Below are 12,579 nucleotides of genomic sequence, written 5' to 3' on the forward strand. Positions count from 1 at the left end.
TTCCAATAAAAAACCGCAAGCCTTCTGTAAAGTGTCTTGCGGTTTTTATATTTCAGCCAGTGATCATCGCCGTTTTTTTCCAGCCGCGTAAGCCGTGGACTGGAAAACCTGGCGTCGTCATCTATTCTTAAAAGGCAAGGCGACTTAGCCTGCATTAATGCCAACTTTTAGCGCACGGCTCTCTCCCAAGAGCCATTTCCCTGGACCGAATACAGGAATCGTATTCGGTCTCTTTTTATCTATTTGTTTCTCAAGGGTTTTTTCGGTCTCAACACGAAATCCCCCGAAAATTACTCGAAAATTCCATATTCTTTCTAAACCATAACATACTCTGCACCGCGTGCGTCCAGGTATTTTTTGGTCATTGTTAAATTTTTGTGGCCGAGCAAACGTTGCGCAAAATCCTCTCCTCGCTCCTTTTCATAGAGCCTACTTGCCAGGCTTCTGATTTCATGGAAAGGCGGTGGATTAGGGCCGAATTTTAACCCGGTCGAATCCCTTATCTCTGCGAACGCCTGGGTAAGTCCGTCAGGAGTTAGCGGGCCAGGCTTTCTTCCCCCGCGGCGAACCGGCGAAAAAAGCATGAAGTCAGACGGGTTGTTCACGCGGCACTGATCAATGACATCCTGCAACACAAGCCCGGCGACGTCCAGCCTCAAATCAAGGGGATGGCCAGTTTGTGTCCTGTTTTCTCCTGAGTAACGAAAAGCCTCCCATCTTTAACGTCGCTAAACCTGAACAGAGAGATATCCTCCCGCCGCTGGCCGGTAACCAGTGCCAGGTCGCATGCGTTTGGAGCCCATTCAGAATGAGTTAGCGCGGCCTGGCGGATTACAGTGAACTGTTCGAGTAACAGGCGCTCTCTCTTAACTTTCGGCGTCGGCGTTCGCGTCGGCTCGGCCGGGTTCCTGTCGACATGTCCTTCCACAATGGCCTCCCTGAAGATATCCATCAGAACAGACCGCAGCCCGGAAGCCATGCTTTTTTTATCGCAGAGAATGTACGCTTCAAGAAATGAGGCGATATCCTTTGTCGTGACGGAAGCAAGGGGGATTTTGCCGAATTCTTCCTTTATGGTGGCGATCTGGTTTCGCCTGACCTTCATCGTGTTTGGTTTCAGCTCGCGCCGCTCAAGAATTACCTCGTATCGATCCAGCCATGCAGCCACGGTGAACGTGGGCACGTCTTTTATGCGGTCCAGGAGAGAAGACGGGAGGTAATTCTGGTCGATGTAGTTGTTCGCCTCAATGGCCTGGGAAACGGCGTCCTTGCGATCAATCCGGCCAAGAGAAATCTCCTGCCCGGTCACCGGATTGCGCCAGCTGTAAAGTCTGTCTCTTTTACGATAGGTCAGGTTACGGGGCAGGTTAGCGTCGTAACGTACTGGCCTTTTCGCCATGAGTCAGTCTCTCCAGTAAGGTGCCGCCGGACGGCAGTTTGGTGTGTTTCGGTTTAGCGCGCAGGTTATTCTTACGCGGATCCACGTAGATAGCGTCAGGCTGAACCTTATACTCCTTCCCGTGCAGCTCCGGCGCGGGAAAAATTCGCCCCTCCCGCGTCCATCGACGCAGAGTGGAAAGAGAGGGTGGAGTCGTGTAGACCTCAGCAGCCCATTCCTGCAGGTTGAGAAGCTTTGCCATGAGAACCCCTTAGCCGCCAGGCATTATATGCGAGGCCGCGTTGACGTGTTGATTAATAGAAATCAGGTAAAAAGAAGCCCGGCGCGTGGCCGGGCAAAAGGGATAACGGAGCAGTGCTTTCGCACCCAATAGCCAGCTCATAACTGGCTATCAGTTTCGTCATTCGTCTTCCTGCACAAGAACGGTGTCATCGGGAACCTGAATAGTAAGGACAACGCTATATCCCTTCTCGTGAGTGCTGAACGATGTTTCCCATTGTGGGATTGGCACATCTTCATCAATCTGGCAGATGCCGATAGACCAACAGCCGCTGTCGGTGTAAGTGGCGATGACTTGCATTTCGCCCTCAGCTGATTTCAGGTGATAAATTCCCGGGTGGCTGTAACAGCCGATTTCCTCTCGAATGGCACCCTCACACTCAAATAGGTCATCGCTTGCACCATAAAAACGTAATTCCTTCATAATCTCTCCTCATGCCGCACGCTGGGCGCGCAGCGTTAAATTACTTGCGCCAGGCGAAGGCAATCGGCTCCGGCGTAATCCACAGGTGGCGCATGTTCGCCACGTTCACCACATCAGAATCCCGCGGGTAAATCTCCACGGCATCACGATCGCCATAGCCTACGGCTGACTTGATCTCCTGCAACGCATCCCAACTGATGCCATCCTTCCACCGGCCAGAACTGCCAATGCTGGTGGTGTTTACCGTAAGTCGGATAACGCCTGCGTCTTCCTGAAACTCCTGAACAAGAAAGTAGGAGTTAGCCCACACGTTGCTCCGTTTGGGGTCGTGGCATCGTACCGGCCACTGAGACTCCGGTACCGGCTTGAGTATTCCGATCACGCCTCATGCTCCTTAATTTTTCGATGTGCGCTGCTGTTTCGATTTCTTCTGCTATCCGCTCGGCCTGTGCTTTGGTCAGCGGTTCGAAATCCTGATTAAAGCGGCCCACGCTGGCGATGCAGGTGCGACCTTTGCGGATGTAGTGGATGACTTCGTGGGTAGAGCGGAGGATTTTGCAGGGCGCGCCGTGGGGATCGGCGTACCAGGTATTAGGCTGGATTATCCTGAACATTGGCTGAGTCCTGAATCATGAGGAATACAATCATTGCGGCACGGAGTGGGTTATCGTTAAAGTGATATGCTTCACTGGGGTAAAATGCTTCAGATCCCCATTTTCCACGTGTATCAGCCTCACTCATTGCGTAAATGCTGATTTTGTTTTCAGCGATGATCGGCCATGCATCTGCTGGGTTATTGCATGGGTCGAAGAATTCCCACTTTCCATTCCTGACAATTAAGACGCCTTTCCCCGTCATTGAGCCAATTAGATTTGAAGCTATCTGAATCTTTCGATTAACTTCCTTATCACTCAGCTTGCTGTAATCCATCACATTCCCCTCTGTTTTTTCTTTAGCTCGACATTCCGCGCATGTCTGGCAGCCGGGAACGGCAGCGCGCCGCGGCGCCGGGATATCCTCGCCACATTCACTGCAATACTCAGCTGATACGGCGTTGCTGTCGATGCGGTGAGCGGAAAGGGCAGCGTTACGCTGAAGCTCTTCAATCTCTGCTGCGGTGTCGATGATGTCGGCCATAATCAATGCTCCCGGAACTGTCGGTTAATTCGGTTGAAGGTGAACGCCAGCAATAAAAAGGGAGCCTTAAACTCCCGGGTGATTAACGATTTCATGCGGCACCGCCTTCATTCTTCTCGGCTTCGACTGCAATCTGCTCAAGCCGTCGCGATAACTCGGCGGTCAGCGTCTGGAATGCCTCCTCGGTAGCCACCGGGATCGGCACAAAGCGAATACCGATGTGTGCGAGGTGGTTGGCAATTTCGAGGCTTTTTCTCAAATCAACTGGTGAGGCTCTGTTCATGCGGCGCGATCCTCTTCCTGGAAGATAATTTCCATTTCCAGCTTCTCGGCCAGGGCATTCTCCGCGCGGGCGCCTGCAGATTTTTCCCAGCCACGCAGCATGAAAACAGCATCAGCACAGCGAAGCATTGATAGGCAGATGTCCATATACTCCGCCTGAGTTAATCCATCCGGGAGCAGTGCGGGATTAAGGACCACATGACCTTTCGACCCGAGGAAAACATGCGCATGGTTGAAAGCGGCGCGGTTAAAATCAGGTAGCCCACTCATGGGACCGGCAATATAAACTTTCACGATTCCACTCCGAAGCGGCGATTAAGCCGCCCTGTGTATACGACGAACTCCAGGAGGCTAACTCCCAGAGCTTCAATTTTCTTGTGATGCTTGTTGATGATGGGAGGCACAGTTTCGTTCCAGTTAGGCTTTGGCTTCTTGCGCATGGCCTGCTGGATTTCCTCGGTGCAACGGCGGCAGGCGGCGCGGATGGCGTTGTCTTTTTCTGGCGTCATGACTTGCCCCCATGATTTGCAAATTCTCCATGGACTTGCTCGCGGAGTGCCCTGATTGCCACCTCGGCATCTGCAATTTCCTTGAAGTGTCCGGCAGTGAAATACTTGCCGTTAATAATCACCCTGGCGCGCCACCGCTTACGATGCTTATCCCAATTAACCCCTTTCACACCGCTCGTGTTATTACTGCGCAGTGGCATATTTAATTGATTAAGTTGGTGGGTGACTTCACGTAGGTTGCCGATGGAGTTGTTGAGCTTGTTATTGTCGATATGGTCAATCTCTTTGGGCCAAACCCCATAACAGAAGAACCAAGCCAGCCGATGGGCGAGATAGCACTTCTTGCCGCAAGCTATTCGCCAGTAACCCTTGTTGTGCATCCTGCCGATCGGGTTTCCACTTTTTCTTCCAAAGAACTGGCCGGTAAATTTGTTGTACGCAAGCCCGGGAAACTCGTCGTTATAAATAAGCTGATCAATACCTTCGGTCATGCAGCCTCCCGCCTAGCTAGTAGCTTTTTACCAAACTCCATCAACACATCTCGCTCAACCGTAGTGAACTCACAATGCGTGCGGGGGTATGGCCGCCAAATAATCAGGATGGATCCTTTGCTATTGCCGCTTACTGGCTTACCGGTGACCGGGTTGATAAATGCCAGCCGTCCGGCGGTGATGAAGCGCACTTCGCTTGCAGTCTGAATAGCCTCTTTGAACCAGCCAACCGAAGTGTCAGCAGGTACCAGCATGACCGTACCGATCTGATTGGCGCTCTCGGCTGCGGCCTTCTTCACGAATGGCGTGATGTCGCTGTACGGCGGGTTCAGCCAAACGTAGCCAGGCGCATTCAGGTAATCATTCCATGACGTTTCCAGCGTGTTCTGCTCGGCGGTGATGAACTTCCGGCATAGTGCGTTATGCGGCGCCGCGGCGGCATCCATTTGAAAGCAAAACTCAGCATCAAGGGAGGCGAAGAGGGCGGGAGGAGTTCGCCAGAGGTCTCGCTGGTCGAGCGGTGTTTTACTCCCGCCATAATCACCATGCAACTTCTCTGCTGGCAGCGCTGCGGCGATGCGCTCACCAATCCAGCGCATAACCGGTACTGCCATGCTATTGCCGATAGCTTTATAACGTGGCCCGTCCGGGCATTCATCAGCATCCTTCCCGCGCCAGCCGATCAGAGTGTGATTGTCAGGAAAGCCCTGAAGGCGCTCGCACTCAATCGGTGTTAGACGGCGAACCTGCATACCGTATTGAACGACGTCAGCGGATGAGCGCGAATCCTGAGTGAAAGCCACATCTTCCTGATAACCTTTACCCTGAGGGCCAGCTGCATCGTGACGACCGATAGAAGCATGTTGGATGCAGATGGCTGGAGGTTGACCGCTGTTAGCATGGCTTTTATCGTGGTTGCCTGCGCGAATCGTTGGTGACAGATCCGACGTCGCATCAGCCCCATTATCTTTGTAGCTAAATGCGATGCAGGCGTTTTCCTGTCCGTTGTTACGACCAAGTGTATGCGCCAGTTCTCGGTTGGTGTCAGGATCCTGCGTACCGTGCACTGCGAAAGTCTCAGTATCAAAATCCAACCTGATCCCATGCGCGGTGCAGGCTGTCGCCACATCAATCTGACCGGCAGTATTGCCACCGCCAAAAGCAATCAGGTGTCCAGCTTGTGCCTGATTGTCGTCTGCACCACACGTTCCAACGCCTCGCGCAGTAAGGGCGGCAACAGCCTTCCCCGTGCTTCGGCTCGGCGGAGTATCCCGGCGCATGCCGTCGAACTCAAAAAGTACTTCTGCGGGATCGAATCCTGCTCGAGCACTTGCGACAACGAACACACGCTTGCGTCGTTGGGCCACTCCGAAAAATTGAGCATCAAGGACGCGCCAGGCGATAACCCTTTCTGGTCCAGACACACAACCTGCGTGCGTCCATTTTCCCCCTGCTGGCTGCAATTCACTGCTTTCTCCGGCAAGTCCTGCCAGAAAGCACCCGAAGGCATTGTCTTTGCTGCTGAGCACGCCGGGGACGTTTTCCCAGACGATGATTGCTTCTGGCTCACCGCGTTCGCGGCGCTTTGCGTCGATTGCATTGGCTAATTCCACGTAAGAGAGGGTTAACTGGCCGCGGTCATCAGACAGGCCTTCACGTAAGCCGGCGATACTGAATGCCTGGCAAGGCGTACCACCGACCAGAACATCAGGCGCTTCTACTTCACCAGCGCGCACCGCATCGGCGATTTTGGTCATGTCGCCGAGGTTGGTTACTTCCGGCCAGTGATGGGCGAGGACTGCGGAAGGGAATGGTTCGATTTCAGAGAACCAGGCAGGTTTCCAGCCGAGAGGTTCCCACGCTTTACTGGCAGCTTCGATACCGCTGCACACGCTTCCATATCTCATGATGCACGCTCCGGATCGAATTTATTCCAGCTATTCCGCTCGATATTCACCTGTAGACGCTTATCTCCGACCTCTTCGATACTCCGACCAGTCATCTCAGAGACTTCTGCGTTTGTGTGGCGCCACAGGTATGCAATTTCTTCTGCTGTCCATTCAGGCATGACTTTTCCTCCTGACGCTCTGGTCAGAGACTGTAATTTGCTGCGTATGGAGTAGATGGAGCGCCCGGTTGCTGTGGCGACTTCTTCCGGAGTGAAACGACGGAGAAGGAATAACTCGGCTTTAGTCCAGCGTCTGCCGGTCATCCTGCTGATAAGTGGTGCGCCGATACGTGATGCCTGGCGAGTGATTGCCGATTCGGAGCGCTCAAGCTTTTCTGCTATTTCTGAGCGGGGCATCTTTGCCCCAACCTCATGCAGGAACAGGTTTTCAAAGGGTTGCCAACGTTCACATCGCATTGAGCACTCCTCCACTATTTGATGATCAAGGAAGGTTTTCCGAGCTTGATTTGCGCGCCGGGGATCACTACGCCAGCCTCAATTTGATGTTTTATAGCTAGCTTGTCAGGTTTGATGTTCGTCTCGTATTCGACAAACTCAGGAGGAAGCGCGCTGGCATCAGTAATCTCTACTGACTTAGACGGCGCGCGAACCGTTACCTGATGAATGCCAGCTTTAAGGGATTTTTTGCCGGCTGTTTCCAGTGATGTGGCAACATAATCCTTCATACTTGCCACGCGGTTCTCAGCAGCTTTTGCGCGCTCTGCAAGTCGCTTGCTTTCTTCTTTCAGCGCCTCGGCATAAGCAGATTCGTTTTTGCAGACGGCGAGGATCTGCTCGACCTTTGCTTCCAGTTCCCACTCAATACAATCGAGAGTGTCGGCGATCATTTCAGGCTCCATGCCTGAATCAGTCAGCTTGGCGAAGTCATTGGCGATCTGGTAAAGAGCTGTCATTGCGTAACCTCTTCGAATTTTGCTTTGCACTTGGCGTAGACGGCCTGCACCTCTTGTTGAAGCTGCATTCCGACGGTCATTTTGTAAGCTGCCTGGAAGTGGGTTTTGAGAGCATGCATATTTTTCGCCTGCTTCATGTCTTCACACAGCGACTGGATGGTGTTGGTAAATTCCTGTTTTGCGTTTTCTTCTGACTGAATGATCTCGCTTTCAGGGGTGTAGGGCATAACTGGCTCGGTGTATATCCCTTCGCTCTCGTTGAGCACATCGACGGCATTATCCAGACGGTCAGCACGCGGCCAGTATTTATATGCTCTTTTGACGATCGTCTTCCTGGCCATCTCAGACCAGAAGTTGACCCATGGGCCTTTTGGTGATGTTCCCGCTTTGCTCACTTTCCTGATTTCTTCTATCTCAGCGAGACTCATCTCTTCAGTGAGATAGTCGCCATCAGCGGTTTTAACTGTGCAGTAGCCACCGATAACGGCGCCGCGAGCGTCAGGTGTGGCAAACGGGTTGTATTTATGAGCTGGCGCCTTATCGAGACCCAGTGTTTCGTAGTCGTCGCTAGCATGAACTAGCTTGCACTGCCCCCACTTGATGACGCCAGCCGACTGGGCGATGTGCAGAAGGCCCATATAGCTGATATCGAGGCAGACCATACCGTCGCGCGGGACCAGATAAGCCAGTTTGCTGGCAGGGTTCAGGCTTATGCCGACCGCTGCAACGTTGATGATCGCGTTCTGGGCGCTGGCGGGGTTGGCAATCGCCGTTTCTGCTAGTTTTTGATTGCGCTGGAATAACTGGATAGCGAACTGGCATTCCTTTGCCCATGTCAGAGACTGGTCGGTAAGGGCACCGACAAATAGCGGCTCCTGCTCCTTAACGAACTGAATCAGATCGAATCTCATAATCACTCCTTAAAACGGGCAGGTTGGATGAAGGCGATCCCACTCTTCTTCTGCACGGTCGTAGCAAAGGCGATTGATATAGTCGTTGTAATGCTCAACTGCTTTATCACCGGTTAGCGCCAGAGTGGCTGCCGCTGGAAGGAAGAGGGAGCGCATTGAAAGTGGGTCTTTAGGGAACATGGCGATCAGTTCTTTAGCCCGGTCGTCGATCCACTTCTCTTTCTCGTCGTCGAGCTGCTGCTCAACCCAGCGCCGATCTTCGATGCGGTCGTAAGTGAGGTATGCGTTCATGGCTGAACTCCTGAAATTTGGATGTGCAGATCCCGCCCGCAGAAAGCCAGGCCGATCGGTTGAATAGGGTGGTTAGTGCTGGATAGGGTTGCCGTGACCGTCCAGGAGGACGTCAATCACACAGTCACTGAGGCGGATGATTTCTGCATCGGTGTGCAGGTAAACCCATTTGCGCTCCTGAATGACTGCTGAGACGCGATAGGTTCGGCCTTCATGCAATGCCATCATGCCAGGCATTACACACTGGCGAATGAGCGGGGTAGTGCCGTAGTGGGAAATCATACCTTCACCTCAACCTGTTCCAGGAGGCCAGCGATATGCATCTGCCAGCTGTTCAGCACCAGTTTTTCCCGCGGTGCCGATATCGACGTCAGTTGCCACTCGTTATCGTTGAGCTTTTTGGCGGTGTACTGCTTGCCGTTGTGGGTGACTGTCATGATTCAGTCTCCAGGTGCCCGTTGCTGCGCAACCATGCGATAACTTCATCTACATCAAGCCGTTCAAGAATGTCTTCGATGTGACCAGCGGCCTCAGCCCAGTCTATGTAGTCATCAAGATCGATTTCCTGAAAGAGCGCTTTCCCTTCAATTTCAGAGACAAGGTCTGAGAGTTCCACGCCACGAACTTCTAAATTGACGTGGTCGCGGTAACCACTTGTTGAAACATCAATACCTGTAGCTTTCACTTCAAAATCAATTGTCATAAATCCTCTTGGCCTTATCGCGGCGAACGGAACGTTAATAATGGGGTTGCGCAATATCTGGCGGTGGATGGCCGCCGGTTGTCATAACTTGAGCCACTCGTAAATGACTCCAGGTATGAAAAAGCCGCTGGTTAGCGGCTCATTGGGAAATTCAATCGTGCGAAGTTTTTGTTTAGTAGAAGAGCTTCTCTGTCATATGCTTTTGCTGCCTCCTCTTCTGAATCGAAGTAACCGATGTGCTTCTTTTTACCTCTTATGGTTATTTCTGCATTCCACTTTGAGCACTGTTTTTTCCACCTAACACCAATGAACTTTGAGCTGCTACCTTGTTTACTTTTCCTGTTTTGTTGATTCTCCTTCAGTGAGGCCGCTCTTAGGTTGGCTATGCGGTTGTTCAAAATATCTCCATCAATATGATCAACAACTCGGGGCTGTTCTCCATAAACCATGAAGAAAGCGATTCGGTGTGCTCTGAGGTTTTTTCCGTGGATTTTTATTAGAATATAACCCTGAGAGTTAACACTTCCGGCTGGCTGTCCAGATCTAACCTTTCCCCTACTTACCTTCCATGTAAACTTGCCTGAAGTTGGGTCATAACTAAGGATTTCATTTAGTTGCTCACGATTAGGAAGTTGGTTAGCTCCTCCCATGCCACTGCCCTCTGCAATTACAAATGATGATTCAGGTTATGCGGCTTTACCTTCGAACTTCGTCCCGCAGAATGGGCAGTAGTTGATTGCGAGTTTGGTGTCAGCGTTTGTTAGGCGCTGCTCTGGATCTCCGTTTTTCTTGCGCTTGCGATATCGCACGTTGAACGGGAGCATTACCTGGCAATAGTCGCCTTTTTCGAGAACCCAAACGCGGTTACCAAAATCACACTCATCCATCGAATGGACGCTGTCACCAATCGCCTCTTTAACGCGCTCTACCATCCTTTCCTTAACTTCTGTAAAACACTTACATGCCATCGCCTTACCCTCTGTAGTTACCCGCTGACGGGCGTAAAAAAGGCCGCTGTTATGCGACCTGGTTTAATTCTCGGCATTGCCGATTCAGTTTGTTGAAAACATCCCGGAACGCGGGGTATTCGGCTTTTGATACCTTGTTCAGATAGCGATGCCCGATAGTTCCGGTATCTTCATTCAGAACGATACGCCCGCCGCTGACGCCAACCACGAAGAAGAATCGAGGATGCTTTCGCCATTGTGTGATAAGGCCATCATCAATCGCCTGCTGAAGATATGCTGGCAGTTCAACTAGGCTTACGAGAGCAATCTTTGTTTCTTCACGATCGATAGCGTCCTTGGTGCGCTGAATACTGTCCTGCAAAGCCCTTAGTGCATCATTCTGTTTATCCCACTTATTCAGCGTTGCGCGTCCGTTGCGCTTATCATTAAGTGGCTGCCCATTTGCCTGCGCCACGGTGTCAAAGTGATGCTGTAGCCGCTCATCAAACCGCGCCTCTTTCTTTGCCAGAGACGCTTTCAAAATATCCAGGCGTTTACTCATACCCACCTCTCTGTTTATTTACCGTCAGCCCCTCGGTGAAGAGCTGCTGGTAAAGATTCCCCGATGTTCGGGAACTGAGCAGCAAACCATTCCGGTGCGGAGTCCTCTTCGTGTGCTATACCCGCCACGCGTTACACACCTGCCTCAATCCTATTGGGCGCTCTGTTCAATTTGCCAGGAGCGCTCCGGGTGATTTGCTGCTTGACTGAATTCTTAATGAGCAGGCGACTTGCTGTCCGCCGCTGGCCAACTTCGCTCAGCTGTCGATGTTTCGTTTCGATGAGTTGATTATTAACTAGTGGTTATTTTCAGTCAATAACCAATGGTTAATTATTTTGGTGATAGTTATTAAGGTTATGATTTATTGGTTAATTTAGTTCTGTTATAAGATTTCCCGTAAAGTGATATGCTGCAAAAAACATCAATTAGGGCTTGGATATGTCGAACGAAGAAAGATTTTTTGCGGAAATGCACCCGCAGGTGATTGAGGTGTTGGGTACGGCGGTTATGCAGGTGTTGGTCGAACAGCGCGAGCCGTCAAGAGATGCTTTGATTGAGATGATCCAGGTGCTATGGCAGGAGGAGGATGTGGACTTGGCTGTAGAGTTGGCAATTGACATTCTGTCTCTGCCGAAAGGGTAGTTGATAAAGAACCCGGCACGGGGCCGGGCATCTATTGGTATGATTAATCAGCCCAACCCGATTTAGTGTTGATCGCTGATTCAGCCATGGTGTATTTCTGCACCTTGTCGTCTTTAAAGAGGATGGTCAACTCTTTTTTGGTGCCGTTTGTTCCGTTATGGAAAAGACCATAAAAGGGGATGAAGGAAGTTCCGTTAACTTTAACTTTGGCGAAGGCGTACTTCCAGATTTCGTTACCGCCATCTGTGTAAGACACAGCGTCAGGAGATCCGAAGACGGACTTCACTTCAGCTTTGGTGGTTTTCCCTTCCTGGATTTTCGACTGGACGCTTGTTTCAGTTTCATTTTTCAGTTGCTGGTTACCTGAAGATGCACATCCTGCCAAGGTTACTGCCAAAGCCACTGCCAGAGCTATTTTTTTCATTGTTGGTTTCCGTTGATTGCAATCGGAAACATCTTAACATTATGAATTAATTGTTCAAATAAAAACCCGGCGCGGTGGCCGGGTCTTAGCTAATGATTTGGAATCCTATATCCTCAAGCGTTGCGTCACCTCTGCATAACGCATGAAAGTGACGATCTTTCAGTCCAGCTTGCTTAGCCATGGATTTTATTAAATCTCTGGAGAATGGGGCGTGATGCTTATCAACTGTAACCACCCATTTCCCTTTACTGTTCTTGAGAACCCACTGTTCGTGAGAGGTTCCTGTTTTGGGTTTTATTTCAAACCCCATTTTCTTAAGCCCCCTGATTACCTCGTCGTATTTCAAAGGGGTAAGTTTTTTCAAGAACATGTAATGTAACCCTAAGCATGAGCATCACAAGGCTCAGCAAAGAGTTTTGCTTCACCTCGTTTTCTGACAAAAACCTGAAATGCAATCACCCAATACTTAAGCCACATAGATAAAGGTGCTTTCCGACTTAGTAGTCGTTTTGCATATTCCGGCTCTGATAGCGCTTCAGTGAAAAAATCTTTAATCTGTTCATCCAGTTTGTTTACGGCTTCCTGCATAGTGTCTGCTTGCGCTGCCAATGACAGGTCTAAACATGCAGCTACGTAAACACCGTTCTGCTGGTAGGCCATGCAACGTAAGGTTTTCATTTTATCTCTCCTCAGAAGCTCTCATGTAGGAGCTTAAG

24 protein-coding genes and 3 pseudogenes are annotated in these 12,579 nt (G+C 50.9%); 1 reads left to right on the top strand and 26 read right to left on the bottom strand.

Annotated elements, in window-relative coordinates; genetic code table 11:
* Positions 1–314: 314 nt before the first annotated feature.
* The 23 genes and pseudogenes from WM46_RS04415 to WM46_RS04515 form a co-directional block, all read right to left on the bottom strand.
* Positions 315–1,399, bottom strand: a pseudogene (locus tag WM46_RS04415) (tyrosine-type recombinase/integrase).
* On the bottom strand, positions 1,368–1,640 hold the full coding sequence (locus WM46_RS04420; RefSeq protein ID WP_102601529.1) for an excisionase: 273 nt from the start codon (positions 1,638–1,640) through the stop codon (positions 1,368–1,370). Before WM46_RS04420 ends, WM46_RS04415 begins: the two are co-directional and overlap by 32 nt.
* Before the next feature lie 159 nt (positions 1,641–1,799).
* Positions 1,800–2,102 carry a hypothetical protein gene (locus WM46_RS04425; protein ID WP_059290846.1) on the bottom strand — a complete coding sequence of 101 codons (303 nt, stop codon included), beginning with the start codon at positions 2,100–2,102 and terminating at the stop codon, positions 1,800–1,802.
* Between the two features lie 40 nt (positions 2,103–2,142).
* On the bottom strand, positions 2,143–2,484 hold the full coding sequence (locus tag WM46_RS04430; protein ID WP_102601530.1) for a hypothetical protein: 342 nt from the start codon (positions 2,482–2,484) through the stop codon (positions 2,143–2,145).
* Complete coding sequence (locus tag WM46_RS04435; protein ID WP_102601531.1) at positions 2,402–2,716, bottom strand: DUF4222 domain-containing protein; 315 nt, start codon at positions 2,714–2,716, stop codon at positions 2,402–2,404. Before WM46_RS04435 ends, WM46_RS04430 begins: the two co-directional genes overlap by 83 nt.
* Positions 2,694–3,032: a phage protein NinX family protein gene (locus WM46_RS26745; protein WP_102603772.1), complete on the bottom strand. Its 339-nt coding sequence runs from the start codon at positions 3,030–3,032 to the stop codon at positions 2,694–2,696. The genes WM46_RS04435 and WM46_RS26745 overlap by 23 nt, the downstream gene beginning before the upstream one ends.
* A 24-nt stretch (positions 3,033–3,056) precedes the next feature.
* A pseudogene (locus WM46_RS26750) lies at positions 3,057–3,239 on the bottom strand (TraR/DksA C4-type zinc finger protein); the annotation flags it as partial.
* Positions 3,240–3,330: 91 nt separating this feature from the next.
* Positions 3,331–3,522, bottom strand: coding sequence for a DUF1382 family protein (locus WM46_RS04450; protein WP_102601532.1), 192 nt, complete (start codon positions 3,520–3,522; stop codon positions 3,331–3,333).
* Entirely contained in the window at positions 3,519–3,815 is a 297-nt protein-coding gene (locus WM46_RS04455) for a DUF4406 domain-containing protein (protein WP_102601533.1), read from the bottom strand. The genes WM46_RS04450 and WM46_RS04455 overlap by 4 nt, the downstream gene beginning before the upstream one ends.
* Positions 3,812–4,030 (bottom strand): hypothetical protein, encoded by a 219-nt coding sequence (locus WM46_RS04460; RefSeq protein WP_045332436.1) that lies wholly within the window; start codon positions 4,028–4,030, stop codon positions 3,812–3,814. Before WM46_RS04460 ends, WM46_RS04455 begins: the two co-directional genes overlap by 4 nt.
* Complete coding sequence (locus tag WM46_RS04465; protein WP_049108575.1) at positions 4,027–4,521, bottom strand: HNH endonuclease; 495 nt, start codon at positions 4,519–4,521, stop codon at positions 4,027–4,029. Before WM46_RS04465 ends, WM46_RS04460 begins: the two co-directional genes overlap by 4 nt.
* Entirely contained in the window at positions 4,518–5,120 is a 603-nt protein-coding gene (locus WM46_RS26755) for a phage N-6-adenine-methyltransferase (protein WP_316245629.1), read from the bottom strand. Before WM46_RS26755 ends, WM46_RS04465 begins: the two co-directional genes overlap by 4 nt.
* Positions 5,109–6,428, bottom strand: a pseudogene (locus WM46_RS04470) (DNA cytosine methyltransferase); the annotation flags it as partial. The gene WM46_RS26755 and the pseudogene WM46_RS04470, both read right to left, overlap by 12 nt.
* Complete coding sequence (locus WM46_RS26580; RefSeq protein ID WP_262360513.1) at positions 6,425–6,886, bottom strand: hypothetical protein; 462 nt, start codon at positions 6,884–6,886, stop codon at positions 6,425–6,427. The pseudogene WM46_RS04470 and the gene WM46_RS26580, both read right to left, overlap by 4 nt.
* A 14-nt stretch (positions 6,887–6,900) precedes the next feature.
* Entirely contained in the window at positions 6,901–7,383 is a 483-nt protein-coding gene (locus WM46_RS04480) for a siphovirus Gp157 family protein (protein WP_102601535.1), read from the bottom strand.
* Positions 7,380–8,294, bottom strand: a complete 915-nt coding sequence (locus WM46_RS04485; protein ID WP_102601536.1) for a recombinase RecT — start codon at positions 8,292–8,294, stop codon at positions 7,380–7,382. The genes WM46_RS04480 and WM46_RS04485 overlap by 4 nt, the downstream gene beginning before the upstream one ends.
* A gap of 9 nt (positions 8,295–8,303) precedes the next feature.
* Positions 8,304–8,585 (bottom strand): host nuclease inhibitor GamL, encoded by a 282-nt coding sequence (gene gamL / locus WM46_RS04490; protein ID WP_102601537.1) that lies wholly within the window; start codon positions 8,583–8,585, stop codon positions 8,304–8,306.
* Between the two features lie 72 nt (positions 8,586–8,657).
* The gene (locus WM46_RS04495) at positions 8,658–8,867 is read right to left on the bottom strand and encodes a cell division protein FtsZ (RefSeq protein WP_102601538.1); all 210 of its coding nucleotides are present in this window, start codon (positions 8,865–8,867) and stop codon (positions 8,658–8,660) included.
* Complete coding sequence (locus WM46_RS26295; RefSeq protein WP_187394443.1) at positions 8,864–9,022, bottom strand: hypothetical protein; 159 nt, start codon at positions 9,020–9,022, stop codon at positions 8,864–8,866. Before WM46_RS26295 ends, WM46_RS04495 begins: the two co-directional genes overlap by 4 nt.
* A complete protein-coding gene (locus tag WM46_RS04500; RefSeq protein ID WP_001752702.1) occupies positions 9,019–9,288 on the bottom strand; it encodes a hypothetical protein in 270 nt (89 codons plus the stop codon). Before WM46_RS04500 ends, WM46_RS26295 begins: the two co-directional genes overlap by 4 nt.
* A gap of 131 nt (positions 9,289–9,419) precedes the next feature.
* Positions 9,420–9,938, bottom strand: coding sequence for an AP2/ERF family transcription factor (locus WM46_RS04505; RefSeq protein ID WP_102601539.1), 519 nt, complete (start codon positions 9,936–9,938; stop codon positions 9,420–9,422).
* 36 nt (positions 9,939–9,974) lie between these two features.
* Positions 9,975–10,220, bottom strand: coding sequence for a hypothetical protein (locus WM46_RS04510; protein ID WP_102601540.1), 246 nt, complete (start codon positions 10,218–10,220; stop codon positions 9,975–9,977).
* 85 nt (positions 10,221–10,305) lie between these two features.
* Positions 10,306–10,797 (bottom strand): hypothetical protein, encoded by a 492-nt coding sequence (locus WM46_RS04515; protein ID WP_102601541.1) that lies wholly within the window; start codon positions 10,795–10,797, stop codon positions 10,306–10,308.
* A gap of 438 nt (positions 10,798–11,235) precedes the next feature.
* On the opposite strand from WM46_RS04515, the gene WM46_RS04520 reads away from it, so the two are divergent.
* Complete coding sequence (locus WM46_RS04520; protein ID WP_102601542.1) at positions 11,236–11,439, top strand: hypothetical protein; 204 nt, start codon at positions 11,236–11,238, stop codon at positions 11,437–11,439.
* A gap of 43 nt (positions 11,440–11,482) precedes the next feature.
* On the opposite strand, the gene WM46_RS04525 is transcribed toward WM46_RS04520, so the two are convergent.
* From WM46_RS04525 to WM46_RS04535, 3 genes are all read right to left on the bottom strand, one after another.
* On the bottom strand, positions 11,483–11,863 hold the full coding sequence (locus WM46_RS04525; protein WP_102601543.1) for an outer membrane protein assembly factor BamE: 381 nt from the start codon (positions 11,861–11,863) through the stop codon (positions 11,483–11,485).
* A gap of 85 nt (positions 11,864–11,948) precedes the next feature.
* Entirely contained in the window at positions 11,949–12,233 is a 285-nt protein-coding gene (locus WM46_RS04530) for a type II toxin-antitoxin system HicA family toxin (protein WP_102601544.1), read from the bottom strand.
* 11 nt (positions 12,234–12,244) lie between these two features.
* The gene (locus WM46_RS04535; RefSeq protein WP_102601545.1) at positions 12,245–12,541 is read right to left on the bottom strand and encodes a DUF1902 domain-containing protein; all 297 of its coding nucleotides are present in this window, start codon (positions 12,539–12,541) and stop codon (positions 12,245–12,247) included.
* Positions 12,542–12,579 lie beyond the last annotated feature (38 nt).

Origin of the sequence: Citrobacter freundii complex sp. CFNIH2 (genome assembly GCF_002880615.1) — a bacterium.
In the GTDB taxonomy this organism is placed as follows: domain Bacteria; phylum Pseudomonadota; class Gammaproteobacteria; order Enterobacterales; family Enterobacteriaceae; genus Citrobacter_A; species Citrobacter_A amalonaticus_F.

Bases quoted from the DNA above. Each gene is read 5' to 3' on its own strand.
- WM46_RS04510 (WP_102601540.1), bottom strand. From the start codon at position 10,220: ATGGTAGAGCGCGTTAAAGAGGCGATTGGTGACAGCGTCCATTCGATG.
- WM46_RS26580 (WP_262360513.1), bottom strand. From the start codon at position 6,886: ATGCGATGTGAACGTTGGCAACCCTTTGAAAACCTGTTCCTGCATGAG.
- WM46_RS04480 (WP_102601535.1), bottom strand. From the start codon at position 7,383: ATGACAGCTCTTTACCAGATCGCCAATGACTTCGCCAAGCTGACTGAT.
- WM46_RS26755 (WP_316245629.1), bottom strand. From the start codon at position 5,120: ATGCGCTGGATTGGTGAGCGCATCGCCGCAGCGCTGCCAGCAGAGAAG.
- WM46_RS04505 (WP_102601539.1), bottom strand. From the start codon at position 9,938: ATGGGAGGAGCTAACCAACTTCCTAATCGTGAGCAACTAAATGAAATC.
- WM46_RS26295 (WP_187394443.1), bottom strand. From the start codon at position 9,022: ATGACAGTCACCCACAACGGCAAGCAGTACACCGCCAAAAAGCTCAAC.
- WM46_RS04500 (WP_001752702.1), bottom strand. From the start codon at position 9,288: ATGACAATTGATTTTGAAGTGAAAGCTACAGGTATTGATGTTTCAACA.
- WM46_RS04525 (WP_102601543.1), bottom strand. From the start codon at position 11,863: ATGAAAAAAATAGCTCTGGCAGTGGCTTTGGCAGTAACCTTGGCAGGA.
- WM46_RS04435 (WP_102601531.1), bottom strand. From the start codon at position 2,716: ATGTTCAGGATAATCCAGCCTAATACCTGGTACGCCGATCCCCACGGC.
- WM46_RS04515 (WP_102601541.1), bottom strand. From the start codon at position 10,797: ATGAGTAAACGCCTGGATATTTTGAAAGCGTCTCTGGCAAAGAAAGAG.
- WM46_RS04420 (WP_102601529.1), bottom strand. From the start codon at position 1,640: ATGGCAAAGCTTCTCAACCTGCAGGAATGGGCTGCTGAGGTCTACACG.
- WM46_RS04465 (WP_049108575.1), bottom strand. From the start codon at position 4,521: ATGACCGAAGGTATTGATCAGCTTATTTATAACGACGAGTTTCCCGGG.
- WM46_RS26745 (WP_102603772.1), bottom strand. From the start codon at position 3,032: ATGGATTACAGCAAGCTGAGTGATAAGGAAGTTAATCGAAAGATTCAG.
- WM46_RS04425 (WP_059290846.1), bottom strand. From the start codon at position 2,102: ATGAAGGAATTACGTTTTTATGGTGCAAGCGATGACCTATTTGAGTGT.
- WM46_RS04535 (WP_102601545.1), bottom strand. From the start codon at position 12,541: ATGAAAACCTTACGTTGCATGGCCTACCAGCAGAACGGTGTTTACGTA.
- WM46_RS04450 (WP_102601532.1), bottom strand. From the start codon at position 3,522: ATGAACAGAGCCTCACCAGTTGATTTGAGAAAAAGCCTCGAAATTGCC.
- gamL (WP_102601537.1), bottom strand. From the start codon at position 8,585: ATGAACGCATACCTCACTTACGACCGCATCGAAGATCGGCGCTGGGTT.
- WM46_RS04485 (WP_102601536.1), bottom strand. From the start codon at position 8,294: ATGAGATTCGATCTGATTCAGTTCGTTAAGGAGCAGGAGCCGCTATTT.
- WM46_RS04530 (WP_102601544.1), bottom strand. From the start codon at position 12,233: ATGTTCTTGAAAAAACTTACCCCTTTGAAATACGACGAGGTAATCAGG.
- WM46_RS04460 (WP_045332436.1), bottom strand. From the start codon at position 4,030: ATGACGCCAGAAAAAGACAACGCCATCCGCGCCGCCTGCCGCCGTTGC.
- WM46_RS04520 (WP_102601542.1), top strand. From the start codon at position 11,236: ATGTCGAACGAAGAAAGATTTTTTGCGGAAATGCACCCGCAGGTGATT.
- WM46_RS04495 (WP_102601538.1), bottom strand. From the start codon at position 8,867: ATGATTTCCCACTACGGCACTACCCCGCTCATTCGCCAGTGTGTAATG.